This is a genomic window from Microcoleus sp. D3_18a_C4, from assembly GCF_036702415.1.
Classification (GTDB): Bacteria; Cyanobacteriota; Cyanobacteriia; order Cyanobacteriales; family Microcoleaceae; genus Microcoleus.
The window spans coordinates 44607-71335 of the sequence record NZ_JAUBTI010000020.1 but is presented as its reverse complement, the minus strand read 5'-3'; the positions used below and the strand labels follow the sequence as shown (position 1 = coordinate 71335).

General features: G+C 46.8%; 24 protein-coding genes. 12 read left to right on the top strand and 12 right to left on the bottom strand.

What is annotated here, in order from left to right:
* The first annotated feature begins 16 nt into the window (after positions 1-16).
* A complete protein-coding gene (locus QUB16_RS12280) occupies positions 17-1903 on the top strand; it encodes a ribonuclease J (RefSeq protein WP_333316326.1) in 1887 nt (628 codons plus the stop codon).
* A 185-nt stretch (positions 1904-2088) separates the two neighbouring features.
* On the opposite strand, the gene QUB16_RS12275 is transcribed toward QUB16_RS12280, so the two are convergent.
* From QUB16_RS12275 to QUB16_RS12265, 3 genes are all read right to left on the bottom strand, one after another.
* On the bottom strand, positions 2089-2364 hold the full coding sequence (locus QUB16_RS12275) for a MoaD/ThiS family protein (protein WP_006632924.1): 276 nt from the start codon (positions 2362-2364) through the stop codon (positions 2089-2091).
* 264 nt (positions 2365-2628) lie between these two features.
* Positions 2629-3927, bottom strand: a complete 1299-nt coding sequence (gene thrC / locus QUB16_RS12270; protein WP_333316324.1) for a threonine synthase — start codon at positions 3925-3927, stop codon at positions 2629-2631.
* A gap of 489 nt (positions 3928-4416) precedes the next feature.
* A complete protein-coding gene (locus QUB16_RS12265) occupies positions 4417-4677 on the bottom strand; it encodes a MoaD/ThiS family protein (protein ID WP_015179186.1) in 261 nt (86 codons plus the stop codon).
* A 494-nt stretch (positions 4678-5171) separates the two neighbouring features.
* On the opposite strand from QUB16_RS12265, the gene QUB16_RS12260 reads away from it, so the two are divergent.
* Positions 5172-5459 carry a hypothetical protein gene (locus QUB16_RS12260; RefSeq protein WP_333316322.1) on the top strand — a complete coding sequence of 96 codons (288 nt, stop codon included), beginning with the start codon at positions 5172-5174 and terminating at the stop codon, positions 5457-5459.
* Positions 5460-5668: 209 nt separating this feature from the next.
* On the opposite strand, the gene QUB16_RS12255 is transcribed toward QUB16_RS12260, so the two are convergent.
* The 4 genes from QUB16_RS12255 to QUB16_RS12240 form a co-directional block, all read right to left on the bottom strand.
* Positions 5669-5908, bottom strand: coding sequence for a transposase (locus QUB16_RS12255; RefSeq protein WP_333316362.1), 240 nt, complete (start codon positions 5906-5908; stop codon positions 5669-5671).
* On the bottom strand, positions 5901-6764 hold the full coding sequence (locus QUB16_RS12250) for an RNA-guided endonuclease TnpB family protein (RefSeq protein ID WP_333316320.1): 864 nt from the start codon (positions 6762-6764) through the stop codon (positions 5901-5903). The genes QUB16_RS12255 and QUB16_RS12250 overlap by 8 nt, the downstream gene beginning before the upstream one ends.
* 507 nt (positions 6765-7271) lie before the next feature.
* Complete coding sequence (locus tag QUB16_RS12245) at positions 7272-8648, bottom strand: cytochrome P450 (protein WP_333316318.1); 1377 nt, start codon at positions 8646-8648, stop codon at positions 7272-7274.
* Positions 8649-8786: 138 nt separating this feature from the next.
* Positions 8787-9392, bottom strand: coding sequence for a hypothetical protein (locus QUB16_RS12240; protein ID WP_333316316.1), 606 nt, complete (start codon positions 9390-9392; stop codon positions 8787-8789).
* 665 nt (positions 9393-10057) lie between these two features.
* Here QUB16_RS12240 and QUB16_RS12235 point away from each other — a divergent pair.
* The 7 genes from QUB16_RS12235 (at position 10058) to QUB16_RS12205 (ending at position 16042) form a co-directional block, all read left to right on the top strand.
* Complete coding sequence (locus QUB16_RS12235) at positions 10058-10624, top strand: COP23 domain-containing protein (RefSeq protein ID WP_333316314.1); 567 nt, start codon at positions 10058-10060, stop codon at positions 10622-10624.
* A gap of 152 nt (positions 10625-10776) precedes the next feature.
* On the top strand, positions 10777-10920 hold the full coding sequence (locus QUB16_RS12230) for a hypothetical protein (RefSeq protein ID WP_333316312.1): 144 nt from the start codon (positions 10777-10779) through the stop codon (positions 10918-10920).
* Between the two features lie 6 nt (positions 10921-10926).
* A complete protein-coding gene (locus QUB16_RS12225; protein ID WP_333316310.1) occupies positions 10927-11259 on the top strand; it encodes a hypothetical protein in 333 nt (110 codons plus the stop codon).
* A gap of 69 nt (positions 11260-11328) precedes the next feature.
* The gene (locus QUB16_RS12220; protein WP_333316308.1) at positions 11329-11571 is read left to right on the top strand and encodes a hypothetical protein; all 243 of its coding nucleotides are present in this window, start codon (positions 11329-11331) and stop codon (positions 11569-11571) included.
* The gene (locus QUB16_RS12215; RefSeq protein ID WP_333316306.1) at positions 11568-12791 is read left to right on the top strand and encodes a COP23 domain-containing protein; all 1224 of its coding nucleotides are present in this window, start codon (positions 11568-11570) and stop codon (positions 12789-12791) included. The genes QUB16_RS12220 and QUB16_RS12215 overlap by 4 nt, the downstream gene beginning before the upstream one ends.
* Positions 12792-13122: 331 nt before the next feature.
* Positions 13123-15363: a phosphoketolase gene (locus tag QUB16_RS12210; protein ID WP_333316304.1), complete on the top strand. Its 2241-nt coding sequence runs from the start codon at positions 13123-13125 to the stop codon at positions 15361-15363.
* Positions 15364-15442: 79 nt separating this feature from the next.
* The gene (locus QUB16_RS12205; protein ID WP_333316301.1) at positions 15443-16042 is read left to right on the top strand and encodes a Uma2 family endonuclease; all 600 of its coding nucleotides are present in this window, start codon (positions 15443-15445) and stop codon (positions 16040-16042) included.
* 684 nt (positions 16043-16726) lie between these two features.
* Here QUB16_RS12205 and QUB16_RS12200 read toward each other — a convergent pair.
* The 4 genes from QUB16_RS12200 to QUB16_RS12185 all read right to left on the bottom strand — a co-directional run bounded on the left by QUB16_RS12200 (position 16727) and on the right by QUB16_RS12185 (position 22271).
* Entirely contained in the window at positions 16727-17326 is a 600-nt protein-coding gene (locus QUB16_RS12200) for a hypothetical protein (RefSeq protein ID WP_333316299.1), read from the bottom strand.
* A 55-nt stretch (positions 17327-17381) separates the two neighbouring features.
* On the bottom strand, positions 17382-18200 hold the full coding sequence (locus QUB16_RS12195; protein WP_333316297.1) for a methyltransferase domain-containing protein: 819 nt from the start codon (positions 18198-18200) through the stop codon (positions 17382-17384).
* A gap of 13 nt (positions 18201-18213) precedes the next feature.
* Positions 18214-20172 (bottom strand): cation:proton antiporter domain-containing protein, encoded by a 1959-nt coding sequence (locus QUB16_RS12190; protein ID WP_333316295.1) that lies wholly within the window; start codon positions 20170-20172, stop codon positions 18214-18216.
* An 806-nt stretch (positions 20173-20978) separates the two neighbouring features.
* On the bottom strand, positions 20979-22271 hold the full coding sequence (locus QUB16_RS12185) for a GH25 family lysozyme (RefSeq protein WP_333316293.1): 1293 nt from the start codon (positions 22269-22271) through the stop codon (positions 20979-20981).
* 110 nt (positions 22272-22381) lie between these two features.
* Here QUB16_RS12185 and QUB16_RS12180 point away from each other — a divergent pair, with 110 nt between their 5' ends.
* From QUB16_RS12180 to QUB16_RS12170, 3 genes are all read left to right on the top strand, one after another.
* A complete protein-coding gene (locus QUB16_RS12180; protein WP_333316291.1) occupies positions 22382-22876 on the top strand; it encodes a DUF427 domain-containing protein in 495 nt (164 codons plus the stop codon).
* A gap of 380 nt (positions 22877-23256) precedes the next feature.
* Complete coding sequence (locus QUB16_RS12175) at positions 23257-24375, top strand: diguanylate cyclase domain-containing protein (protein WP_333316289.1); 1119 nt, start codon at positions 23257-23259, stop codon at positions 24373-24375.
* 29 nt (positions 24376-24404) lie between these two features.
* A complete protein-coding gene (locus QUB16_RS12170; RefSeq protein WP_333316287.1) occupies positions 24405-25328 on the top strand; it encodes a hypothetical protein in 924 nt (307 codons plus the stop codon).
* A 63-nt stretch (positions 25329-25391) separates the two neighbouring features.
* Here the strand turns inward: QUB16_RS12170 and QUB16_RS12165 are convergent, their stop codons facing one another.
* Complete coding sequence (locus QUB16_RS12165; RefSeq protein WP_333316286.1) at positions 25392-26408, bottom strand: methyltransferase domain-containing protein; 1017 nt, start codon at positions 26406-26408, stop codon at positions 25392-25394.
* Positions 26409-26729 lie beyond the last annotated feature (321 nt).

The window sequence follows — 26729 nt, the reverse complement described above, 5'->3', positions numbered from 1 at the left end:
CTAACAAAGGATACGCATGATCAAAAATACAACTGCATCTGCTCTAAAAGTTATTCCCCTCGGCGGGCTGCACGAAATCGGTAAAAACACTTGTGTGTTCGAGTACGGCGACGAAATCATTCTTTTAGATGCCGGTTTAGCGTTCCCGACAGATGGAATGCACGGGGTAAATATTGTCCTCCCAGACATGACTTACCTGCGGGAAAACAGCCACAAAATTAAAGGTATGATCGTGACTCACGGTCACGAAGACCACATAGGCGGGATTCCTTATCACCTCAAACAATTTGAAATTCCGGTCATCTACGGCCCGCGTTTGGCGATGGCTTTGCTAGCCGGAAAACTCGAAGAAGCCGGAGTGTCTCACCGCACTGAATTGAGAACGGTTCGACCCAGGGATACTGTCAGAATTGGCAAGAATTTCTTAGTAGAATACATTCGCAACACTCACTCGATGGCGGACAGTTTTACTGTGGCCATTCACACTCCCGTCGGAATTGTGATCCACACCGGAGACTTTAAAATTGACCACACTCCCGTAGACGGCGAGCATTTTGATTTGCAAAAGCTGGCGGAGTACGGCGAGAAAGGCGTGCTGTGCTTGATCAGCGATTCTACTAACTCGGAAGTTCCCGGTTTTACCGCTTCGGAAAGTTCGGTTGCTCCGAATTTAGACAGAATTATCGCTCAAGCACCGGGACGAGTGATGCTGACAACTTTTGCTTCGTCGGTACACCGATTGCAAATTGTTTTGGACTTGGCTAAGAAAAACAATCGGTATGTCGGAGTGGTTGGCCGGTCGATGCTTAACGTCATCGCTCACTGCCGCAATCTCGGCTACATCAAATGCGAAGATAGTATTTTCAAACCGCTGAAAGAAATCCGCAATTTGGCTGAAGACAAGGTGCTGATTTTAACTACAGGTTCCCAAGGCGAACCAATGGCGGCGATGACTCGCATTGCTAACGGCGAACATCACGAACTGAAAATCAGAAAGGGCGATACAGTCATTTTCTCAGCTAATCCGATTCCCGGAAATACGATCGCAGTGGTAAACACGATCGATAAACTGATGATGCTGGGAGCACACGTGGTTTACGGCCGCGACAAAGGCATTCACGTTTCGGGTCACGGCTGTCAAGAAGACCAAAAGTTAATGATTAACATGACTCGTCCCAAGTTCTTCTTGCCGGTTCACGGGGAACACCGGATGCTGATCCAGCACTCCAAGACGGCTCAAAGCATGGGCATTCCCGCTAGCAATATGGTGGTTATTGATAACGGCGATGTCGTAGAATTGACCGAAAATTCAATACGAGTTGCTGGCCAAGTGCCTTCAGGAATTGAATTGGTAGATGCTTCTCGATCGGGCGTCGTCAAAGCCAGCGTCCTCAAGGAACGTCAGCAGTTGGCCGGAGATGGCGTTGTAACTGTAGCGGCGGCTTTGAATTGGGATGGCAAATTAGTTGCTAAGCCGGAAGTCCACTTGAAAGGTGTAGTGACATCAGCCGATCGCGCGGAGGTGATCAAATTAATCACTCAAACCATTGAAACAGTTTTGAGCGATCGCTGGTCAGAATTTGTCAAACCAGCCACTGCTGACTCCCAAGTTGACATTGACTGGGTAGGAGTGCAAACCCAAATAGAAAAAGCAATTCAGCGGGTAATGCGCCGGGAACTTCAAAGCAATCCGCTGCTGGTATTCCTGATGCAGATTCCTGAAGAAGCAGTGCGATCGGAAAAAGCAGCAGTATCTCCCGGTTCCCTGGAAGCACCTAAGCTATTATCATCGCAATCATCGCCATCATCGCAATCATCCCCATCATCCCCATCCTTGCCATCTCCTGCCAATCAGGTGACGGGTCGGCGCCGTCCCCGGACTGCTGCAAGGGCAGCTTCCTAGTAGGATAATTCTCGGACGCACTGCGAACAAAGAAAGGAGTTTTAGGTTTGTAGTTGCGCTTGGACGCCCAAGCGCAACTACAAACCTAGATTTGATTTCATAAAACGCAAATGAACGCAGATAGATTTAAATAACTATCTGCGTTCAGTTGCGTTCGTCTGCCTCAATCTGCGGTTAAAAATTAATCAGCCACCAGCAACAGCAGGAACAATGCTGACTTCATCGCCATCTTGGAGGGCTGTTTTTGAGCCATCCAAAAAGCGGATGTCTTCGCTGTTGACGTAGAAGTTGAGAAATCTGCGGGGTTCTCCCTTTTCGTCGCACAGGCTTTTTTTGATGCCGGGACAATTGGTTTCCAGCGATTCAATCAGTTCGGAAATGTTATCGCCGGCGCATTCGATGGTGGCTTGATTGTTGGTAAATTTTTGCAGGGGAGTGGGAATTAAAACTTTGACGGTCATTTTTTTAGTCCTTAGTCAGTAGTCAGTAGTCAGTAGTCAGTAGTCAGTAGTCATATCATGTCCGGTCGAGCGACCGCGATTTGTGTAGGGGCGGGTTCACCAACAATACCTGCCAATAATTGACAATCTCAAAAACCCGCCCCGACCGGGATATTATGGTTAATCGATCGGACATGATATCATTAGTCACCAGTCAGTAATCATTAGTCAGCAGCTTAATAACTAACAACTAATGACTAATGACTGATGACTAATGACTATTTATTAAACCGAAACTTGTTGCCATTCTAAGCGTTCGAGCGTGCGGGCGCGTTCTAGGGCGCGCTCGAACGCTTCTAGTTTCGGTTCGAGGGTGATGGGTTCGCCGATGTAGCCTTGAACTGCTTCTTGCGTTTTCAAACCGTTGCCGGTGATGTAAGCGACGGTGGTTTCATCGGGATTGATTTTACCTGCTTCTACAAGTTTCTTCAAGACTGCGATGGTCGTGCCGCCTGCAGTTTCTGTGAAGATGCCTTCAGTTTCTGCTAGCAGTTTCATGCCTTCGATGATTTCGGTGTCGCTGACGGATTCAATGTTGCCGTTGGTTTTGCGAGCGATTTCCAAGGCGTACATACCGTCGGCTGGATTACCGATCGCGATCGACTTAGCAATTGTATTCGGTTTCACCGGTTTCACGAAATCACGGCCTTCGCGGAAGGCTTGGGCGATGGGGGAACAGCCGTCAGCTTGGGCACCGCTGAATCGGACTTTCTTTTCATCAACTAAACCGACTTCGATGAATTCTTGAAAACCTTTGTAAATTTTTGTGAACAAAGAGCCGGAGGCGAGGGGAGCGACGATGTGATCGGGCAATTGCCAGCCTAGCTGTTCGGCAACTTCGTAGCCGAGGGTTTTTGAGCCTTCGGAATAGTAGGGACGCAAGTTGATATTGACAAATCCCCAGCCATGTGTATTGGCGACTTCGCAACAGAGACGGTTAACTTGGTCGTAGTTGCCGTGAACTGCCATGACAGTTGGATTGTAAATCAAAGTGCCGAGGACTTTGCCTGCTTCTAAGTCGGAGGGGATGAAGACTACGCAGTCGAGTCCGGCGTGGGCGGCGATCGCAGCGGTGGAGTTAGCTAAATTGCCGGTGCTGGCACAGGATACCGTTGTGAAACCCAATTCTCTCGCTCTACTGAGGGCGACTGACACCACTCTGTCTTTAAAGCTGAGAGTGGGCATATTGACGGCATCGTTTTTAATATAAAGATTTTTTAGACCGAGGCGGCGCGCCAAGCGGTGGGATTTTAATAGAGGAGTCATCCCAGTGCCGACATCGATGACGTTATCTGTAGCGACTGGTAAAAATGCGCGGTAGCGCCAGATCGAGTTGGGGCCGGCTTGGATGGTTTGGCGAGTGACGGTGCGGCGGATGGCGTCGTAGTCGTACTTGACTTCAAGCGGGCCAAAACAGCAATCGCAGACGTGCTTGGCTTGGAGTTCGTACTCTTCGCCGCATTCTTTACATTTGAGGGCTGTGAAGGTTGCTGCTGTGGATTGGGTTCTGGTCGCCTGGGTCATAGCTCAACTCTCTAGTTTTGCGATGTTTGTTAATTCTTTTCGCAGAATACCACGCTCAAATTAGTGCGTCAACCATACCCGATTTTTTTAGTCGGGATTGATTTTTCAATTAAAGAGTGGTGTATTTAACTTTGATATTTGGGCGGGCGGGACGCCCACACCACAAGGATTTGAGTTGTTTTCACGATCGGGATCTTAATCCAGATTGTCAGGCCCGCACGCCAGCCCGATCGAGCTCAAGGATGATTTGCCGACGAAATTGTTACAAAACTTAATAAATCTTTTTTGGGCTAAGAATTGGGCAGTAGTGCGATCGAACACAACTACCAAACCTCGAATTTTTGATTAACTGAGATATTGCACCCTTCTCAAGAACAGGCTTTTCGGCCTGTTCCACAAGAGATGAATTTTCTTGTGGAACAGGCCGAAAAGCCTGTTCATAAAAAGCTTATTGAGAATGGTGCAACATTTCAGATTAACCAACTTAGCCTACCCGCCACTGACGGGAGGGATGAGGACAACTTCGTCGCCGTCTTGGAGGATGGTGTCGGGGGAGACGAATTCCAGGTTGAGGCCGAAGCGGGTGCGATCGCGCCATTGTTCTAATTGAGGATATTGGGCGATCGAGCTTTCGAGCACTTGAGACACTGGAGTTTCGGGAGGAAGTTCTAATGTAAGTTCCGAAACGCCGTAGGCTTCACCGAAGGCGGCGAACAGTTTAACGGTGATGGTAATCGAAGAGTTAGACACGGCTGTTGAGTGCGATCGACGGTTTGGCAATTATCAACTACACCATACAATTAATTAGGAATTAGGCGCGCCGAGGCTTAGAATTGAAAGCGGCAACCTCTAGTTAAGTTTTACCCGATCGGGTAAAGATGATAGTTGATTGCAGCAAAAACTCTTAACAGGATTGTATGCCGATCGCTCTCACCAACCTGGCGTTAGAAGCAGTTGGCATCCACTTAGATGCAGCTAGCTAAGGTCTAGTTAGCTGCTGTTGAGGCTAATGCGAGAATATTTTTTGAGGATGCGGTATAGATACTTTACGGTAATTGTGAGAGAGTACAAAAAGCTCGCAATACATTTAGCAGGCAACAACGCAGACAAGGCCTTGTCAACCCGCTTTCCCTGACAAAAAATCAGGTTATCAAGTGAGGCTTGGGATGGTCAAACCTTTGCCATTCTTAGCAAGCTAGCCGTTCTATCTAAGAAGAATACTGAAGTTAACGCGATAGAAATATATGGCAAATAACGATTTTAAAGTGCTTCAAATTATTGAAGCTAAAGGCTGGTATGCCTTTGGGAGTACGAAGCAAAACCAGCACGTTGAGAGATGGGTAAGACCTGTCGTGTGTTGGGTTTTAATAGAAGATAAAAAAAAGCGACGGGTTGTGACAGCTACCGCTAGCTATCAGATCCAGATTGACGACAAAGAAGTCGAGTTTTTTGCCCACGAAAGCGAAATTCAGGATCTGGATAGTCTCCCGAAGTCTGTCTCGGTATCGGAATTTCTGAAAACAGAAGATTGAGAGAAGGGCAAAAGGAGATAATTTAACAAGTTATTAATTATTCCTTAGTGATTCCTTAAACTTGCTGTCGGATTCTATGGGAATTAGAGGCAGAAGCTGCTTTGCAAAACTTACCTAAACTTGCCCAAACTAATTTGCAGACACAGTTTGCGCTTACTTCCTACGCTGTTGGGTAGACGGCTAATCCCAAGATAAGTAGGCTATCCCCCTCAAGCCGAGGGTTCCCATTTTAAGATATTAACGCTCGCGTTAAAATCTCGATCTAAAGATATGCCACAAGCAGGACAGTCAAAAGTCCGAACGCTTAGTGGCATATCTTTTTTTGTGCCACAATTGGAACAAGTTTTGGTACTAGGAAACCACTGGTCTACCAGGACTAAATTAGCTCCATACATTTTGCACTTGTAATCAAGTTGACGTTTGAACTCGTAAAAACCGAGATCAGATATTGCTCCAGCGTTCCTTATGATTCGCCATCATTCCTTGAACATTCAAGTTTTCGATCTTAATTAACTTAAAAGTTTTAGCTAAGTAAGTTGTCAACTTGTGAAGAAAATCCAAGCGAATGCGCGCTATCTGTGCATGGAGTCGGCTGATTTTACTGTAGGTTTTACGCTGGTTTTGAGAGCCTCGCACCTGCTTTGATGCTTTGCGTTGTAAAGTGGCAAGCTTGGTTTTCGCACTGGCTCTTAACGGCTTCGGTGCATCAAAAGTTTGCTGGGTTGACAGTGTGGCCGCATACTTAATCCCAATATCTATTCCCACAGAACTTTCAGACTGCTGAACAGGTAGACGCTCTGCATCAACGCAAAAGGAAACAAACCACCGATTTCCTTTTTTTGAAATAGTGAAATTTTGGGAGATAAAACCACAGTTTAAGGGTTCGTAAAGCCGAAACGTTCCCAACGTAGGAATCTTAATCGTTCTGCCAGCAGTTAGTAAAACTTTGCCGTTAGACGAATCAACTGTAAAAGATTGACCGTCTCTGCGACTGGCGAATTTTGGATGACCTGCTTTTCCAGATCGGTAGCGACTAAACGCATCTTTGAGATCGATCAAAGCATTTTGGTAGACTCGGCTAGACAATTGGTTCATCCAAGCAAATTCAGGTTTTTTCTTGACGTAGTTGGTGAGAACTTTCTTGACTTCGTTGATTACCTTCGAGTCGGTAAATTTCCCCTCACTGTACATTTGATTCCGCAAGCTCAATCCAAAGTTAAAAACCACGCGCCGGAATCCTGCGTGTTTCGCCATCAATGTCGCTTCTTTGTTATTTAATTTGAGCGCCCGCTTGATGGCAAACATAAAACTTCCTCAAGGGCGATTAACTATGGACAAGTTTAACAAACTATTTGACACTTAAGTCTTACTCTAGATTGGGGAGAGGGGCAGATGGGGAAAGGGGGAGAATTTATATTTTTGCCTTGCCTTCTGCATCTTGTACCCAATGCCTGAAGTAGCCCAAAAAATAAAGAGGCCGGAAGATTGCAGGCAATGCCAACGCGCTTCCGACCTTGCTGAATAACAGGGTATGCATATGTTTTTACAGTATGGCAGGGAGGCTTTTGAGATATCAAGAGGACTATTGCAATCACCCACTTTTGCTTTCAGGCTGTGTTTGCGAGGTTCATACTATTTTAGACTGAGAATTTGAAAATTGAGAGGGGGGAGGCTTACAGGTCAAGGATTCTAGCTATTTATCTGTAGCGGGGGCTACAAAAAATGGTGGCATTGGCGGACGATCGCACATTCTCGCTAAATTGTTTGCACTCAAAGCTGAAAGTTCGATCGCCCGCTGCAACTGCTGCGACTTTAAACCCCACTAACAACAGGTTCACGCTTCTGCTGCGACATCCGCCGCCCCAGCAGGGCCATCCGCACGCCGCCGGCAGGCCCTAAAGTCACCCCTCGGCGTTTGGCCTGTACGGGCTTTTTCTCGGCCAATACTAGGTCGAAATCCCGCAAAATGGTTGCCAGCACCAGTTTCATCTCCAACTGCGCCAGCGCCAAGCCGATACAGCGGCGGCTGCCGCCTCCAAAGGGCAAATACTCGTAAGGCGAGAATTGTCTCTCCAAAAACCGTTCCGGTTTAAATTGCAGCGGTTCTGGATACAAATCCTCCCGTCTGTGGGTCAAATAAATCGAGGCGATGACAACCGTGCCAGGTTCGAGTTGATATCCCATCAGTTCCACGGGCGTGAGAACTTCTCGCGAAAACGTGAGCATTGCCACGGGGTAAATTCGCAGCGTCTCCTGACAAACAGCACTCAGGTAAGGTAAGCGGAAAATCTCCATCGGATCGGGATTTTCCCCCAAACTGTCCAATTCTTGCAGCAACTTCTGGCGCACCGAGGGCAAACTGTGAATCCAGTAAAACGCCCAAGCTAGGGCCGTTGCTGTGGTTTCGTGGCCTGCCAGCAGCAGCGTCATCAACTCGTCGCGCAATTCTTCCTTCGTCATTGGTTGCCCGTTTTCGTCGCGCGCGGCCATCATTAAGCTGAGAATGTCGGTGCGGCTGGCGTCTGGTTGCTGTCTGCGTTCTTCAATTTCCGCGTCGATGAGTGCGTCAACTTTCCGCTGCTGCTGTTTCATCCGTCCCCAAGGACTCCAGGGCCCCCAATCTTGCTGCATCCAGCCGAAAAACAGTATGCTCGATCGCAGGGGAGAGTTGGTCATATCGACGACTGAGGCAAGTAGTGGTCTGAGTGCTTGTAACCGCGGCCCGTCATCCATGCCGAAGACAGCTTGCAAGATTACCCGCATGGTGACTTCCTGCATGGCGCTGCGGGCCACAAAAGGTCGATCGACCGACCACTTGCTGGCAACATCTTGAGCTATATCGCAAATTAGTTGACCGTAATTCCGCATCCGTTCCCCGTGAAAGGGCGGCATCAATAATTGGCGCTGGCGTTTGTGCCTTTCTCCTGAGAGGAGAAACATGGATTGTTCTCCCAGCAGGGGTTTGAGGAGGCTGTTCAGGTGGCCTGGAGCGTGAAACGCGCTGCTATTGAGCATCTCTTGGACAGCTTGGGGGTGGTGGATCATCACCAATGGTTTCCCGTTGTTCACTTGAACTGTGAAAATGTCGCCGTATTGTTTGGCACATTTATCCATGAATGTCAGGGGATCGCCGATCCATTGAATTAGCTGCACAAAGCGGGGGGTTTTGGGGCCGTCAGGTAGTGTCATAGGAATTACCGGGGTTTTGGTCGCAGAACTTAGCCGCATCAAAAAACCTCAAAGGGTTTGAAGGTTTATTTAATCCCTCCCAACCCTTGTTTTTAAGGGGAGAATTGCGTAAGTCCCATCTCCAATAATTTTAATAGCTTATTCTTTAACCGTGTTCAAAATGTCCTCTCCAAGCTCTGTAAAACGCACAGTTTTGACTTGCCAAGGAGCATAATTGGTTAAAGTTTGGCGCAGGCCGCCGAACAAACCTAACATCTGACAACTCGACAGATTTTGCAATTTCTGCCGATAATTTCCCGATGCTCGCAGATCCACGGTAGCTATTCCGAGGTCGCGATCGATCTTGAGGCGATAACCAGCCAAACCAAGACTATCGAAAATTGGCTGCTTTAAGACTTCATTAACCGCAGATGACATTAACTGGTTCTCTGGGCCTGTAACTGTTTCCTGCTTCAGAGTTTGACACAAATTATCTACCTTATAAACCGTAACGGTGGCAGTATTTTCTGAGAGGCCAGCACTGCCTAAAACTGAGGCAACAGAGTTAGAAGGCTGCCTTAATTGACTCGATCGAGCCTCAATTTGATTTCCCGTTAGCTGTAGGTGTTGGAACTGAGGGGCGCTTGCTGAGAGTTGCCTCTGGTTTTCGGTTGAGGTAGCTGCATCTGAGCTAGAACAACTGCTACCGCCCATCAAAATTAACCAAAGGCCTAAATATCCTAACTGTTTGCAGATACGGTTCATAGTTTTTAATACTCTACTAAACGTCAGTGTATGGAGGGTAAATTTTGGTGGTAGAAAGCACTTAGACCCTGATTACACTCACTTAGAAGTATTTCCCGCAGTACGGAGATGAAAACAAGTTAAGAGTTCTTGTTAATACCGGGATTTTAGTGTTAGATCGGGTAAGAGGGGTGTAACCCTGCACTATCCCTGTCTCAGCAGAGCAAGCTCGCGACCGAGCTCGTAAGTGATATCAAATACCGTGTCACTAGGTGTGATGTACCCTTGCAATTCGAGCCATTCCAATATCTGAGGTAAAGAGCCTCTTTCCGGTTTGCGACAGCCCGAGCTGGATTAGTAGTAATGAGGACAGAATTCCGACTGGCGCGCGCATTTTAATGTCGGCTTCGGAGCGCTTTTTTTAACAGCGCCGAAATCGCGGTAGAGGGAACGTGCAAGTCGCGAACAATATCTAAACTTACGCATCAAGAGCAAAAAAACCGGGTTTTTTAACCAGGCATAAGGGCTGCAACGAAGTATTTTGGTAAAAAAAACTGGTTTCTGGTCAAGTCGCGAAGAACATAATTTCCAAGTCAGCGGAGTTGTAACGAACAAGCGTGTCAAGGGTGTTATCGCAGCATTCGGTGATTTTTGTGCCGAATCTCATAAAACACAGAGAAAAAATCATGAAACAGCAATTATTGACAAAAGTTTTGGTGGCAACAGCCCTCGCCCTCAGCGGCCTGACGCTTGCTTCTGGACCGAGTTACGGTAGGCGAGTACCGGGGGAAAGTGGATTTTGGTGCAGTACCTCGACTGGTGCGCCGGTGACGGTGTACCAAAACGCTCAAGGTGCCGTAGAGCCTTGGATTGAGTGGACTTCCGATTATTTCTCCGGTTCTGGCTACGATCCGGCAACTCGGTGTCAATTAGTCAGCCAACGCCTCGAAACCTATCGCCGCCAACGAATGCTTAAGTACATTACTGCAGGCCAAATGAACGGCCAGAACGTCATCTGCACGGCGAATCAAGTCAATGGGCGGTGTCAAAATTTGATTTATACCCTCAGACCCGGCCAAGACCCGATCGGCTCTTTGTATAATTTGTTGGCTTGGCGCCAAGGATATGTTGGGATGCCGTCTTTTGATGAAACCAGTAAAATTCCTTACATTGATGTCAGGGAAAAGCTAGGGGAAAACACGGATGAGGAGGCGCAACAGCCTTCTTTTTCCCCGCCGTCGGGACAGCCTTAAAGATGGGCAAATTTTCCATCCGATCGCCAATTCCAAGGATTGAGGTGGAAAATTTGGCGCGTCATTCGATTTTAGATTTTAGATTTTGGATTTTGGAGGCGAGCCCAGGGATAAATTCGGGGGCTTGAGGATTTTAGATTTTAGATTTTGGATTGATTCCACGGATCGAGCCGGGGGCTTGTACCACCTTTGAAATTCTTGGTCAAACAGCGGTACGCATCCCGACAGGGAAATCTTCGGGTTCTGGGACGATCGTCCGCCTGCCGGGCCAAACCTATACGGTGCTGACTAACTAGCACGTTGTGGCGATCGGACTTGTCACCGACGACGGCCTCCTCTACCTACTGCTAGGATCTCTGAGGCGGCTGGGCAATACCGATCGGGCGATCGTTCTGTTTCGCAGCGCGATCGAGTATAAAATAGCACGATTAAGCCTTGAGGCAGGAGCGGTGTCTGAGGCAATGCTGGTAGTCGGCTTTCCTGCGGGTGCTGAGGTTGGGAGTTTCGCTGACCACGAATTGCTTGATGGTATCCGCCACGTGATTTATCCGTCGAGTCAATCGAAAATCGAAAATCTAAAATCAGAAGAGCCCCCGCATTTATCCGTGGGGTCGCCTCTAAAATCTAAAATCTAAAATCTAAAATCGATTGACGCGGGCTTCGTTTCGGCGCTGCTACCCAAATCTTTGCCTCCAGGTTATAGCTTGGGTTATACAAATGAGGTTAAAATCGGTAGGAGTCGCGACCCGATTTTTAATGCCAAAGGTTTCTTGATTGGGATTAACGGTAGGGGCAAGTATCGAGATCCAAATTTGGGCGTCTATGCTTTTGAAGATGGAAGTGAACCAACAGCGGAATTATTGGAGAAAATGGTTAAATCCAGTTGGGGAATTCCGATTAGTATATATTTGCAGTTCGCCTCGTTTCATCTAGGGAGTTATCGATGAATGTGTGGAGTTTGCGGTTTGACGCGCTGACAATCATCTTGACAGGTGCATTAACAGTGACGGCGGTTGTTAGCCAACAATATGCTGCCTGTGCCAAAACAGCCGAAGAAATTGCCCAGCTAGCGACGTTGACAACTGTGGAAGTCAACAATACGCTGGGTTTTTTTGCTAGTGGATCGGGAGTAATTATTGCAAAACAGGGTAATATTTACACTGTTCTGACAGCTAATCATGTGGTGGCAAGCCTCGCTCAAAAATACAGTATTCGCACTCATTTAGAGAAGGATTATGCTGCGATTAGAATACAGCGCCTACCGAAAAATGACAGGGATATAGACTTGGCTTTGATACAGTTTCAGAGCCGAGAACAGTATCCAGTAGCACCAATGGGCGAGTCAGAACGTGCTGTTGTTGGTTCTGCTATTTACGTTTCTGGTTATCCGCTGCCAATTTCGGGAGTTGAACGAAAACTTGAGTTTACGACTGGTATCATCTCTTCTCGCTTGGGCAGCGCCTCATCAGGGTATCGTCTGCGCTACCAAGCTGTAACCAGGCGCGGGATGAGCGGCGGGCCTGTATTTAATGCTGATGGCAGGGTAATAGGAATTCACGGCCAGGGGGATACTGTTGGCACAATTAGGAGTCAGTGGAACGGTCAGATTGAGGAGATAAAAACGGGCTTGAACGCGGCAATCCCGATCGAGGCTTTTATGGCATTGCTTTCACAAAACAACCGTAACGGCTTGGATATTCTCAGCAATCTTTCTATCAGCAGCGCCTCGGGTCAAAACCCACCGAATCTGGGCTATGGAGGATTTGTGTGCGATACCTCAACGGGCGAGCCGGTGACTGTGTATCAAAATCCACAAGGGTTCAGGGAGCCTTGGATTCGCTGGAATTCTAATTTCTTTTCTAGTTCTGGCTACGATCCTCTAACTCGCTGCCAACAAGTGACTCAGCGCCTTGAGAATTATAACCGAAATAAACAGCTAAATTATGTGACTGTGGGTATGGTAAATAACCAGAAAGCGATTTGCACGACTAGCCGCGTTAATGGGCCTTGCGAAGGTTTGATCTACACGCTGCGCCGCGATCAAGATCCGACTCCTGCACTTAGCAGTTTTTTTGTTTGGCTGCGGAATCAAAAGGCTGTGCCTTCTCTTTCTGAAAGCGGTACTGTGCTGTATATCGATGTCCGGGAACGGCTGGAACAATTTTAGATTGGCGATTTAAGATTTTAGAGGGATGAGTAATGGGTAAACACAGAACCCCGACTTTTTTTTATACGTCGGGGTTCTCAAACAACTACTTATTAGCTGAAAAAGTGAGATATTTTACTTATTTATCACTCAATACGCTTGGGTTAAGGAAAATTGTAGCGAAAATCTTGGGTTTCGTTCCTCAACCCAACATTTTCGCTACTTATTAGCTGAAAAAGTGAGATATTTTACTTATTTATCACTGACATAATAGAACTCTTGATTTTTTGGAACACGGAAGCTATAAAATTACTCTTACATTAATCTAACTCAAATTTTTCAGGTATCAAGCATGACAGCAACTACCCCGCAGGCAAAGTCAACAACGCCCGCTTTTTGCGAAGGCATTCAATATTTTTCTGAAACAGTCCCTGGTTTTGAGACTTATGGGAAAACACCTGCGATCGCCGAGGGGAGCAAGTCGATCGCCGATCCTGCCGATCCCGTCGCCGTCTTTCAAACGATGCTGGGAGCAGACGCCCTGCGGTACCTGACACTGCAAGTCACCGCCAGCAAGGCATCGGGACATCCGGGGGGTTTTGCTAGCCAAGCTGAGGCCTATGCCGCTTTGGTGATGCTCGGACACAAGAACATTGTCACCGAAGTCGGCCATCACGCCCCCGGCTTTTACAGCGCCATGTTTCTCGATCGATCTTTAGAGGATATGGGAATTTTCAACGTGCAGCAAGTGCGCGATAAATTCCGAGAAAAAGACGGTTTATTAGGACATCTTTCCGGTTTCATTCCCGGCCTTTTAGCACCGGCCGGCCCCCTCGGACAAGGGCAGCATTTCGCAATGGCTGGAGCGCTTTTGCACCGCGAAAAACTGTTTGCTTTCACAATGGGCGACGGCGGCATGGGCGAACCCTATCCGATGAGCAGCATGGCGCATTTCCACACTGCTTATCCCAGCGTTACTAACTTTTTGCCTGTGTTGGTTTGGAACGGATATTCTCAGGAACATCACAGCATGGTTTCGACTAAAACTAATGCTGAAATGATTGCTTATTGGCAAGGCAACGGTTTTGAAGAAGTTATCTTAGTTGATGCTAAGGAATTTGACGATAAAAATCAACCGGAAGATTATGTTGACAGCACTGCTTTTTCGCTCGAACAGCGCATGGCATTTACCAAAGCTGTTTTACAAGGAGTTGACAAAGCGGCAAAATCTGCTCTCGGCGGCAAATTAACTGCGTTTATTATCAAACAGTTGAAAGGTGCCGGCGTCCACGCGCGCGGAGCAAAATCTCACAACCTTTATCCGAAAGATACGCTGGATGCTCCGCACATTATCAGTGCTCTAAAAGAGCGCGCTTTGACTGCCGCTGCTTGGGAGTTGGTGCGGACAAATTGCGAGCGTGCGGGCGGCGGGCCGGCGGCGAAAACAGTTGTTACTGAGTTTACATTGCCGCTGGCAGATTTAGGCGAATTGCCTTTAGAAGAATTTGCAGTTGGGGGAGAACCGAAGATTTCGACAACAGCAATGGGACGTTTGGTAGGAAAAGTCGGCGAGTGCGATCGTACTTTTCTTGTCACTAATGCTGACGGCAATGAAGCATCGGCAATTGCCAATATCAACCAAGCTCTCAAAATTATTCACCCGACGACAGATGACCTGTACAATCAATCGCCCAACGGTCAAGTTTACGAACCTTTGAGCGAAGATGCTTGCGCTGGTTTAGCCGTAGGTTTATCGCTATTCGGAGCGCGGAGTTTGTGGTGCTCCTACGAATCTTTTGCCATCAACGGTTTACCAATTTGGCAAACTGTAACCCAAGCAATGGCAGAATTGCGTCGTCCAACTCCGGCAACTGTCACCTTATTTACAGCGGGTGCATTGGAACAAGGTCGCAACGGTTGGACGCACCAGCGGCCGGAAATTGAGGCTTATTTTGCGGCGATGATGCGGAACGGAAATGTGTTTCCTTTGTTTCCACCGGATGCTAACAGCATTCAAGCTTGTTATGAGTGGGCTTTGACTGCTAAAAATAAGGGAGTTGTGATTACTGCAAGCAAGTCGCCACTGCCAATTCGCACTACTCTTGAACAGACTCGCCAAGGTTTGCAAGACGGTGCAATAGTGCTGCACGAAGTCGATTCCCCGCAAGCTGCCCACAATCAAGGGGGGAGTAAGAAAGTTGTGTTTGCAGTTGTCGGCGACATGACGTTAATGCCAGTGTTTGAAGCGGCGGCATTTTTGGAAACAGAAGGGATTGGAGTGCGAATTGTTTCTGTTGTGAATCCCCGGCGTTTGTATCGTGCTAGCGATGTTGCCTGGGATACTTGTTCGGAAGCTGACGGCGGCTTTTTGAGCGATGAGAAATTTGCCGAAATCTTTGGCGGAGATGCCTTGATTGGCGTGACAGGCGGTGCTTCTGGGATGTTGGAACCTGTGATGCTCCGCAGCAATTGCAAGCGGGATACTTTCGCTTGGAAGCGGGGGGAAACTACTGCTAGTGCTGGTCAGTTGATGGCGTTTAATGGGTTGACTGCTGAGGCGTTGACTAAAAGGGCGATCGAGCTAGTTCATTAAGTTAGAATGTGAGTGAATGCCCCTGCCTGGTTTTTGCTGGGTAGGGGCTAGTAATATTTAAAATAGGATTGTGATACTTGTGACAGCAAAAATTTTAGAAGAAATAGGTACGCTTGCAGAACAGCGATTGATTCTCCCCGGTTATTATAGTTGGGAGCAATTTGAGGCGATTGAATCTTTGATGGCAGACTCTCCGGGTTTGCGGATAACTTATTGTGATGGGTGGATCGAGTTTATGACACTGGGCGAAGAACATGAAAGCTTTAAAAAAGCGCTCGCTATATTACTGGAAGCATACTTTTTTGAACTCGGAATTGAATTTTTTCCTGTAGGGAGTGCAACTCGCAGAGACCGGGCAAGAGATGTATCATTTGAACCAGACGAGTCTTATTATATAGGTTCAAGAAAAGAGCATCCCGATTTAGCCGTGGAAGTAACGATTACTAGCAGTAGCACAAATAAACTAGCTAAATATTTGCGACTTCGTATTGCTGAAGTTTGGTTTTGGGAAAATAATCGGCTTGCTGTCTATCGGCTGCGCGAGGATGATTACGAGCAAGTTTCAAGAAGTGAGTTTTTGCCGGAGTTGGATTTAGCATTGTTGGTGCGCTGCGTTTTAATGCCTTCCAGGATTGAGGCAAGGACGGAGTTTCTTAATGGGGTTCGGCAAGTGGGTTGAATGCTGAGGAGTTGGTAAAAAGTGCGATCGTCTACGAGGGCTTCGCTAAGGACTTGATTGGTTAAGCTAAAATGCGACAGATAACCATTGGGTCTCACAAATAACCTTTGCGCGATCGGCTCCAACGATTGGTTAGACTTGTATGTGTAAAGTTACTAAGCTCAGAAATATGAAAATTTATAGCTTTTATATTAAATCTTTGAGAATCGGAATTATTCCTATCTCTCTTCTCTTCATCGGCGTGAATCTGCGTCAATCCATTGTCATCTGCAGTTAATACATTGTCTTTTTTTAACCGCAGATGAGGGCAGATCGACACAGATTAACGCAGATGAATTAGATCGAGTCCGGTTGCACCGTCCGTGATTGCTGACTGTTGACTCGATTTTAGCAGGACGAGGCTACGGGATTTGATATGATAGGATTCTAGAGTTATACGTGCAGCTTTAACCTCATGCTGAGGGGATAATTTATTGTTAAATTTTTCCTGGTTTAGTATTAAATAAGTTGGCTTTGTTAGCTGGGAATTTAGCTAGAGTGCTAGAGATTGTGCTGCGACGGAACATTAATGTTGTGTGAAATATGTGTCTTAATTTTATTGCTTTTTTCCCCGCAAGCCATCAACCAAAAACTCATCATCTATCGATTTTTTGCCTAAGAACACGCGATTGTTTCTAATAGCAGTTACAGCCAATCAACCTGGAAGAATCCAGACACTCGCTGCTTACGCTGTCCTGAATCTAAATCGACTAACTGCCAATCGATAACTTCTCCATCCTGATTCAAAAATATTTCTGCACCGCGTGGATATTCTTTTCCACGAATCACATGACTCGATGATAGCACAATTAAACTGGGTCTACCGTCGGCATATCGCCACAGATCAAACTGTGAACTGCCAGGTAATCCCTCAACCCATTGATCCATATCTAGTGACTCAGAATACTCCAGCAATTCTCCTGTTTCATCAAAAGTGATACGGCTACCTGACCTGTACAAAACTTTGTTTATCTGGTAATCTGAAGCAAGCGACACATTCCACAACCGACCATTTTCATGCAGGTAGAGTACCGAATTACTAGCGCATGGAATGTCATCTAAGATAGTTTTCGAGGACAGCCAGCAGAGTTTAAGCTGTCCAGAAGAGTAGAAAACAACACTGCGACTGCCAGTACAGGGAATGTCCTGAATGATGGTATCCTGGGCAAGTATGGCATCATGAACGGAGCCGTTTGGAAACAACTCGACATCTTTTTCAAAAAAATCTATATTGTTGACTATCATGATCCTTATTAAAGCTTCTAGCAATAGCGGCTCGAACCATTTTGGGTAAGCCCTATTATTGATTTTTTTCCCCACAAGCCATCAACCAAAAACTCATCATCGATCGATCGCCCGCAGCTACAAACTCATCCCGCGAAATCAGATAGCTTTCTATTTCCGACTCTGAAATCAACCCTTGTTTGACCATTTGCAAAATGGGCCCGGAGTCAAGCAAAGGTTGAAACGCCTCAATTCCCATGATATCGCTGTGGCTGACAACCGCTTCTAAATCAACGCTAACAAACCCAGCTTCTTTGAGAATGCGGCACAGATTTCGCCCGACGCATAAATTGCCGCCCCGCGATGCTATCGCCTGCTTGAATTTCTCGCGGACAATCTCGACTGACCAAGGCGGATTTGTCAGCCAAAACAGATCCGCATCGCTATCAATAATCACCAGTTTTCCCCCAGGCTTCAAGATGCGGAATATTTCTCTAGCTGCTGCGACGGGCTCTGGGAGATGAACGAACAGCAAACGGGCGATCGCAAAATCGAAAGTGTTAGCCGCCAAACCAGTATCCGCAATAGATGCTTGGATGCGATTTACTCGATCGCCCCCTTTGTCCTGCAAATATGCTACTGCTTTTTCGTGCAGTACATGGTCAATTTCTACCGCTGTTACCGAACTGTTTGGCAGCAATTCTAACAGTTTTTCGGTGAAAAATCCCGGCCCGCTACCAGCTTCCAAAACATTCATCCCGTCGGCTAAACCAAACCACTTTAAAGTGCGCGCTTCCTTTTCCCAACTGAGGAGAACTTGAGCTTTTAACCGTTGGATTTCTCCCTCAAATTCCAGATTGTACGTGTTTGCTTGATACGAACCTTCTGCGGTCATAAAATCATTCCTCTTACCGCGAAACTGGCGGTTGCAAAACTTTAGCATCCTTTGCTATTTCCGCTGACTCCAAAACCTGCTCTAAAACCGGAGGAGGAATCGGAACTTCTTCCACTACCTGATGCTTTTCCAAAGTTAAACGAGACTGAGACGAACCAGACAATCTTTTCAACAATTTCGGTGTCGGATCGTACAGCAAATAAATAATTCGATCGCCCGCTTGCCAAATCTGGGTCGCCGACACTACTTGCAAGTATCCTTGCCTTTCCAGCAGCAATGGCGCTAACTCCCCAGCCTGAACCAAAGCCTGCAAGTGAGCAATCTGAAACTCCAATCCCTCACTTTTTAACTCAGTTTCCCCCAATTTCACTTCGCCGTCGCTTAAATATTCGTTCCAATCCTTCAGCGACAAATCCGAGACAAAAGCTTGATTGATTTTAGTCGGATTTGCAGGCGTATTTGCTTGCGGATCTTTGGGGAATATTGCCAAAACCCTCGGCGGTGCAAACTCTTCGGCTGCTCGCTGAGCTAACACTAAGTTTACCTCGCCGTTGTTAGTCATTGCCAAAAAAGTTCCCATCGATTCCAGTCCCGCTTCTTCTAACACGCTGTGGTCGAGAGCACTGCTCAAAAACACCCGCAAACCCTCTCGTTCTGCTTGTTCGCAAGCTTCCGGGTTCGTGTCGATAATTGCCACCGATTCTCCGCGTTCTTGAAACAAGCGAGCAATTAATCTGCTCAAAGGATTTGAACCCACAATTGCAGCACCGGTTGCGGATTTTGAGGTGATGCCCAACAGTTGAGCGATCCGTCCGGCGGTTAGTCCCTGGACGAAAACTGTCATAATAATTGTTAGGAAAACTAAGGCTTTAATCGAGTCGCCGCCGTTGATGCCCCGCTGAGTGAGCAAAATTGCAAATAAAGATGCGATCGACGCTGAGACAATTCCCCTCGGCGCTACCCAACAAACAAATAATTTCTGCCGCCAATTCAGTCCGCTGTTCCAAGTACACAGCCAAACGTTGATCGGCCGCACTACCCACATTAAAGCTAAAACTGTAAACAAACTTCCCCAACCGAGGGCGACCACACTAGCGAGGGATAAATCGGCCGCCAGCAGCACGAACAGCATGGAAATAGCCAGGACTGTGAGTTGACCTTTAAACCTCCTCAGCAGCCTTTCTTCCGGCACAGCAGCGGCTCTGAGGACGATGCCGGAGAGGACTGTTGCCATCAGTCCCGATTCGCTGCGGATTTCTTCTGCTAAGCCGAAAAATCCCCACAAACCGGCTAACACTACTAAGTTTTTGAGGTCTTCGGAGAGAAATTGCGATCGCTTGAGAATGAATCCCAGCAGCCAACCTCCCGCAACTCCGATGACTGCGCCAACTAAGAGTCGGACGATTAAATCTCGGAACACAACCAGCAAATCAGCATTGCCGTTCAAAATAATATTCAGCACCAATACTGCCAGAATTGCCCCGACAGGATCGATTAAAACGCCTTCTGCTTCTAGCAAGGCGGCAACTTTTTTGTCAACGGATACTTGTTTGAGCAAAGGGCCGATTACTGTCGGGCCTGTGACGACTACTAGAGAAGCATACAGAAATGCGATCGGCCAGGGAAATTCCCCCAACCAGTGTGCGGCCATTCCGCCGCCAATTAGTGTAATTAAAGTGCCTACCGTAACTAAATTGCGGATGCTGCCGGAAACTTTGCCCAAGTCTCGCAATTCCAAATTCAAGCCGCCTTCAAACAGAATTAAGGCTACGCAAAGGGATACCATAACTTCCAAACCGCTGCCCAGCAGATTGGGGTGCAGCACTCCGAAGCAGTCTGGACCGGCTAAAATGCCAAACAACAGCAAAAAGACGATCGCCGGAACTTTCAGATAAGCGGCGAGAACTTGAGCGCTGATGCCACAGATGACGGTCATGACCATCAACTGGGTGATGTTAAAGGGGATTTCCATAGATATAATTGTTACAGGCTGCCCGCTTAGTTTTAAATGTTCGATCGCGGGTAATTGGAGTGCAGGCGCTATTTTCGGCGCAGCTTACAAACTCGGCACGGCCCTGCATTTTTCCCAATAAGATTAAAAAACCTTGATAGTCGCTATAACTTTATCAGATAATTCTCTTGCCGTCAAAGATGCGAGTAAGCTGTAGCTAAGCGAGAGATTGTCTGTTATGTTCGAGAGTATGTTCGAGAGTCCGATGGGATGCGGGCACAGAGGGAGAGGATTTGACGAATTTTGATGGGGAGTCAATCGATTGCGCGATTTTAGATTTTAGATTTTAGATTTTAGAATTGAAGCATTGACCCCACGGATAAATTCGGGGGGCAAGTTTCTCGGATACAGGTTTTTTATTTCTGGGTCCTGAGTCTGCTTTCGGAATGAATCCGGGGGCTTGTATCCTCGATGCTTTCGGTCAATCTCCAATCAAAAAGCTCACATCTCCAATCGATCGCCGCCAGACTCATCTTTAGAGTAGTTTCCATCTAAAAAACTCTAAAATCCCAAGATTCATCTGTAGAGTCAATCTCAAATCTAAAATCTAATCGATCGCCCTCAGACTCATCTTTAGAGTAGAGTTCCCATCTAATATTATGTCCGGTCGATTACCCCTAATACGGTAGGGGCGGGTTCACCAACAATACCGGCCAATAATTGACCATCTCAAAAACCCGCCCTTTTAATCGCGGTCACTCGATCGGACATGATATAAAATCTAAAATCGCAAGATTCATCTGTAGAGTCAATCTCAAATCTATAATCTATAACCGAGTGGCATTCTGCCACCTGCGAAGAAACTCCGATAGAATTGCCGGGGAAATTCGCCCTTCCAGCCAATCTAAAGCCTGGTTTTGCTGGGGTGCGGCCCGATAAAATTTGCACGCATCTATCAGCCGAATCGGAGAATTAGTGACAATAGATTGAGAGCGCCATTTTTGTGCAAACTCGGCAATAACAGCCGGAGAAAGTTGTTTTTGCAGCCAATCTAAAGCTTGGTCTTGTTCTGCTAAACCGCGATAAAATTTGCCGACATCTATCAATCGCAAATTAGTGTCTTGAGGTAAGGTGGTTGCCCGCCATTTTTGAGCAAATTCCCCTAAAACAGAGGTAGAAACTTGACTTTGCAGCCAAATTAAGGCAGTATCTTGGCTAGCCTTAGCTTGATAAGACGAGAATACCTGAGTCAGCCGCACGCCTGATATGGGAGCGGGTGTCGGAGCGGGTGTCGGAGCGGGTGTCGGCCGCGGAGCGGGTGTCGGCGCTGGAGGGGGGACAACTACTTTGGGAGATTTTCGCATCAAAGCGGCCCAGGTTTTGAGGCTGGCAATGCCGTCTGCATTCAAACCTTGAGATTTCTGAAACGAGATGAGCGCCGCTGTGGTGTTGGCTCCAAATTTACCGTCCATCGCGCCTTGATAGAAACCTTTAATTCTTAATTCCCTCTGGATGTCTGCAACTTTATAACTTACGGCGCCTTCTCGGACACTTTCAAAAATATTGGTGTCTACATTGCCCGATACGCCAGAGACGCTGCCGCTGTCGCTGTACTGCCAAAAAGTCCAAGTTTTCCAGCCGCCGGGAACCCAAGGCTCCTCAGCAGTGGTATAGTGAGCAATCCACAGCGGGTAATCGGCAAACCGTTTTGTCCCCAGGTTGTCCCAGAAACCGGGGTAGGTGTAGATAATCGGTCGCATCAAGGTGGCTTTTTCGACGGCTTCTAGCCAAATTGCGGCTCGATCGCACAATTGATCCACAGTCAAACCGCCTGTAGTTTCGATATCCAAGACTGCGGGCAAATCCCCCGCTTCGAGTTTTACAGTTTTCAAGAACAAATCTATTTGCCCTTGAATGCTGCTTGCAGGTTGAAAAAAGTGGTAAGCACCGCGTTGAATCCCCGCCGCTTTCATCGCCGCCCAATTGCGAGCGAAAGTTTGGGCAACGAACGTTGCACCCTCGGTCGATTTGACAAAACTGAAGGTAATACCATCCCGCGCAACTGCTGGCCAATTGACATTGGGCTGGTAGTCGGAAACATCTATACCGCGAATACTCATATTGTGAAGAGTTGAAAAAAGCTGGTTGGTCTGAAGCAGCGACTCGATTAAGGGTACATTAAATTGTAATGCTAAGTCGCTAAGTGTTTTTTGGAGGGGAGATGGTGCACATGAACTTCGATCGAATCGAGCCCGGCCCTGGTCAAGAGTCTGTTTGGGATTACCCGCGTCCCCCTCGGCTTGAGGAATCGACCAAACACGTACAGATAATTTTTAATGGAGTGACGATCGCCGACACGCGCCGTCCTCAGCGGGTATTGGAGACGAGTCACCCTCCTGCCTACTATATCTGCCCCGATGACATCAAAATGGAATATTTGCACAAAACTTTACGAGGCTCTTGGTGCGAGTGGAAGGGACAAGCCGGTTATTACACTGTGACGGTAGAGTCGAAAGAAGTAGTAAATGCTGCTTGGTTTTATCCCAATCCTAATCAGGTTTTTGCAGCTATTAAAGATTATGTGGCTTTTTATCCGAGCAAGATGGATGCCTGTTATGTGGACGGGGAATTAGTGCAATCTCAACCAGGGGATTTTTACGGTGGCTGGATTACCAAAGATATTGTCGGCCCGTTTAAGGGAGGGGAAGGAACTTGGGGGTGGTGAGGGAGTTGTGAGTTTTGAGTTGAGGACAGGGGCAGAAACCACGTTTTTTTTACGCAAAACCTCGTTACAGCCTCGACAAGGGTTTAAAAACCAGGTTTCTTGAGTTTTTGTGCCCCGCGAATGAGCTGAGCACTCGTGCAGAAACTGGTTTTTTTTACGGCGCAAAAAACCCAGAGTCAAAAATGGAGTAATAATTCAATAAATATAAATCTATAATTGAGTGAGGATGAATCAATGTAATGCAGGCACGGCAGAAACTAACGCAGATTAAATAAATAGTGTAGTAAAGAATACGGTCACTGGTAATAAATAAATAATTATATAATTTAATAGCTGACACTAGCTGTGTTGCTGGTTTATTGTTTATTCGGATCTGCGCTGTGTCTGTTGAATTTATTGAGCCCTCTAACTCGCCAGAAAACTCACCCCAAAATTTATCTTTAGAGTCTACTCTTAAGGATCTGGCTCTATTCAATTTTCAGGTTGACTCCTCATATCTAGCCAAAGAAGTAGCTCGGTTGTTTCAATCTCACCCGCTGCTTCCGGGAGTTATCTTGACCGTAAATGGGGAATTTTTAGGGATGATATCGCGTCGGCGATTTATGGAACGCATGAGCCGCCCTTACGGAGTAGATATATTTGCTTGCAGACCGATTATAGCCTTGTATCAAATAGCTCAAACCGATATTTTGATTTTACCAGGAGTAGCCTTAATTGTCATGGCAGCGCAGCGATCCGTGCAGCGACCGCCGGAACTGCTTTACGAGCCGATTGTTGTGCAGTTAGAACCTCAAGTTTACCGACTTTTAGACGTGCATCAACTCTGGGTAGCTTTATCCCAAATTCACCAGCAAGCTACTTGGTCTATGAGCGAACTTTATTACAATTTATCGCTCACGCAATCCGAGTTAGAAGCAGCTAATTCTCAATTAAAAGCAGCTAATTCCGAATTGTATCGCCTTGCCAACTTAGATGGCTTAACTCAGGTTGCCAACCGCCACTGTTTTAACGAATACTTAGAGAAAAAATGGCAAGAATTGGGAGAAGCAGCAGCAGAACTCTCTTTAATTTTATGCGATGTTGACTTTTTTAAGACATACAACGATACTTACGGACATCAGGCGGGAGATGCTTGTTTGCAGCAGGTAGCCAAAACTATTGTTGAGGCTGTACATTACTCAGCAGGCGAAGTTTCGGAGGAGACTCTGGTAGCTCGTTACGGAGGTGAAGAATTTGCGGTAATTTTACCCCGCACTTCGTCTGAAATAGCTGTTTGGATTGCAGAGCGAATTCGAGTGGGCGTCAAAGAACTAGAAATCGAACACCTTAATTCAGCGGTGTGTTCTTTCGTGACGCTGAGTTTGGGGGTAGCGAGCACGTTTCCTCAGCCCGAAACTTCCCAGGAAAACCTGATTGCAGCGGCAGACCGTTCGCTTTATCAAGCTAAACACCAAGGGCGCGATCGAGTAATTTTAGATGCTATAAAATTAGATAAGTAGAAGAGGTTTAGTTGAGGAACTTTTGGCTTATGGAATTGCAGGAATGGCAAAATTTGAGCGAAGAACAAAAAAATCGCTACTCACAGGAATTAGCAGCACATCTGCCACAGTCAGTAATTTTTAAAGGTTTGCGATTTTACCCTGATGGCGGCCCCGAACTCTCTATTGCCATTTTTGAGTATGGAGGAGCTTTATTTTCTCTGATGCCAGGAGGCGAAGTTCAAGTCGGATACGAAGCCAGCAACTTTCGCCCGACAGACGAGCAAATTGAATCATTTCAAAATAGTTCTGAGGAGTATGAGATCGATCGAGACATCTACTCTTACGTACAAAGCGTCACTACACCTCCTCGAAAGGTGACAATTTCCCCGATGCTTGTAGAAATTCAACCAACAAAGATTGGTTTTGAGCCGATCGGTTCCGATGAACTTAAAATTCAGAATTTATTAAAAGAGTTTCCACAAAGTTCGAGCGTTAATCGTGGCAATAGATACGGATTCGAGGGCGGTAAGGATGGTGCGGTTGCGGCTTGGCAAATTATTAGCAAGACGCAGGAAGAAATCACGACTGAATTGGCAGCCCAAGGGCTGCGTTTGCTAACTTTCGATGAATGGGAGTATGCCTGCGCTGCAGGAAACACAACTCTATTTCGCTGGGGAGACTTCTGCCCAAGCGATTTCTACCCAACTGACAATCGAGCCGACTGGACACTCCATTTGCAGCCCAACCTTTTCGGACTTCACATTGCCCAAAATCCTTACGATTGTGAGATAATTAGCGAAAAATATCGATTCAGAGGTGGAGATGGTGGATGCTTCATTTGTGGTGGAGTTGGCTTTTTTCTCGGTTGGTTAACTTTAGCAACTGCTTACTGGGAACCCGAATTACTTGAGTATTGCGATGAAGACATTAGCGGCAATATCATGCGTCGCGTAATTCCATTACCATACTGAAAAAACCAACTCGCTCTTCGCAGTCGATCGCGCTTTACCTAAAATTTTCCCAGCAACTTCTTTCTACAAAGACTCGCACCAAGCACGCTCCGCCGTCCAGTGTCTGTCTGAAGATTCATAAATTCTCAACCCATCCAACCCGGCATTTTGGATCATCTCCTCAACTTCATCCAGCGTAAATGCTGCTTGCAACGAATCGCTGAATAACTGTTTCTGATGCGCGTTGCAATCTCCCGCATACAGATTGACTAAATTATCCCTGATTTCCGCTTTTTCTGGCCGCAGCAAATCCCGCAAAAAAATTGCTCCGTGCGGCTTCAACACCCGCTTGACTTCCTGCAAAAACGGCAGCGGATCGGGCAAATGGTGGATAATGCTGTTGGAAATCACCATGTCAAAATAACTGTCTGGATACGGCATGGCCTTAGCATCGATTAATTCGAGACTAATTTGCGATCGCACGCCCGCCTTTTCCACATTTTGGGCCCCGACTTTCAGCATATTTGCCGACAAATCAATGCAAGTCAATTTCCATGCTGGCCGGAGTTGAGAAAGTGCGATCGGAATTCTCGCCGTACCCGTCCCCGCATCCAAAACGTTTCCAAAAACCGGCCCCAACGCCGCCGCACTCTGAGCAAAAGCAGCATTAACCTCAGTAAAGTCCATCGAATCGTATTCGATCGCCTCTTCCAAGGAATCCATCACTTCCGGTTCCAAAACTCGCTGCATAAAATTTATCTCGTTATCTGGCATTTCCATATAGGGATGGAGTTTCGCCTGCAAAAGCTCGACTAACTCGGGTTCCATATATTCGTAATTGTCCGGGATTTGCAGGCAAATAACTTTCTTGCCTTCGAGACTTTCGGGAAATTTGCTGCGAAGTCGATCGCCATGCTTCTTCTCCATCACAAATATCCAATCTGCCCAGCCCAGCAAACCCTCAGTTACTCTAATTCTTGCACCTTTTTCCGTTCCAGCCGATCGCACACTGTAGCCGCTAACCTTCTGGCATATCTTCTCGGCAGTCAAACTTCTCCACTTATTCTGACTGCACACAAACAATATCTTGATTTTATCCATCTAGACACAATTACAAAATTCTATGTTTATCGTGGCACGGGCGTCCCGCCTGTGCTTCCAAAGCGGTTAAAAATTTCCTTCTAATTTCCCCCCGCTTGCACCTTGCATACCACAAATACTGTATTTTGTCAAACTTGGCAAAATCTCCGTTACAATTCTTAAACCATAAAATGCGGATTTTGCATAAAAAATTGTACTTCTTACATTTGCGAATTCGTTAATTTTACGATTTTAAAAGCTTTCAGCCTCAAAAACTTAAATTAGTCATAATGCCCCTGGATTGTGAAAATCGTACCACAAGCCTCAAAGCAAGTAAATAGG

Coding starts and splice junctions, on each gene's coding strand:
- QUB16_RS12280 (WP_333316326.1), top strand. CDS start 17: ATGATCAAAAATACAACTGCATCTGCTCTAAAAGTTATTCCCCTCGGC.
- QUB16_RS12275 (WP_006632924.1), bottom strand. CDS start 2,364: ATGACCGTCAAAGTTTTAATTCCCACTCCCCTGCAAAAATTTACCAAC.
- thrC (WP_333316324.1), bottom strand. CDS start 3,927: ATGACCCAGGCGACCAGAACCCAATCCACAGCAGCAACCTTCACAGCC.
- QUB16_RS12260 (WP_333316322.1), top strand. CDS start 5,172: ATGGCAAATAACGATTTTAAAGTGCTTCAAATTATTGAAGCTAAAGGC.
- QUB16_RS12250 (WP_333316320.1), bottom strand. CDS start 6,764: ATGTTTGCCATCAAGCGGGCGCTCAAATTAAATAACAAAGAAGCGACA.
- QUB16_RS12245 (WP_333316318.1), bottom strand. CDS start 8,648: ATGACACTACCTGACGGCCCCAAAACCCCCCGCTTTGTGCAGCTAATT.
- QUB16_RS12240 (WP_333316316.1), bottom strand. CDS start 9,392: ATGAACCGTATCTGCAAACAGTTAGGATATTTAGGCCTTTGGTTAATT.
- QUB16_RS12235 (WP_333316314.1), top strand. CDS start 10,058: ATGAAACAGCAATTATTGACAAAAGTTTTGGTGGCAACAGCCCTCGCC.
- QUB16_RS12215 (WP_333316306.1), top strand. CDS start 11,568: ATGAATGTGTGGAGTTTGCGGTTTGACGCGCTGACAATCATCTTGACA.
- QUB16_RS12210 (WP_333316304.1), top strand. CDS start 13,123: ATGACAGCAACTACCCCGCAGGCAAAGTCAACAACGCCCGCTTTTTGC.
- QUB16_RS12200 (WP_333316299.1), bottom strand. CDS start 17,326: ATGATAGTCAACAATATAGATTTTTTTGAAAAAGATGTCGAGTTGTTT.
- QUB16_RS12195 (WP_333316297.1), bottom strand. CDS start 18,200: ATGACCGCAGAAGGTTCGTATCAAGCAAACACGTACAATCTGGAATTT.
- QUB16_RS12190 (WP_333316295.1), bottom strand. CDS start 20,172: ATGGAAATCCCCTTTAACATCACCCAGTTGATGGTCATGACCGTCATC.
- QUB16_RS12185 (WP_333316293.1), bottom strand. CDS start 22,271: ATGAGTATTCGCGGTATAGATGTTTCCGACTACCAGCCCAATGTCAAT.
- QUB16_RS12180 (WP_333316291.1), top strand. CDS start 22,382: ATGAACTTCGATCGAATCGAGCCCGGCCCTGGTCAAGAGTCTGTTTGG.
- QUB16_RS12170 (WP_333316287.1), top strand. CDS start 24,405: ATGGAATTGCAGGAATGGCAAAATTTGAGCGAAGAACAAAAAAATCGC.
- QUB16_RS12165 (WP_333316286.1), bottom strand. CDS start 26,408: ATGGATAAAATCAAGATATTGTTTGTGTGCAGTCAGAATAAGTGGAGA.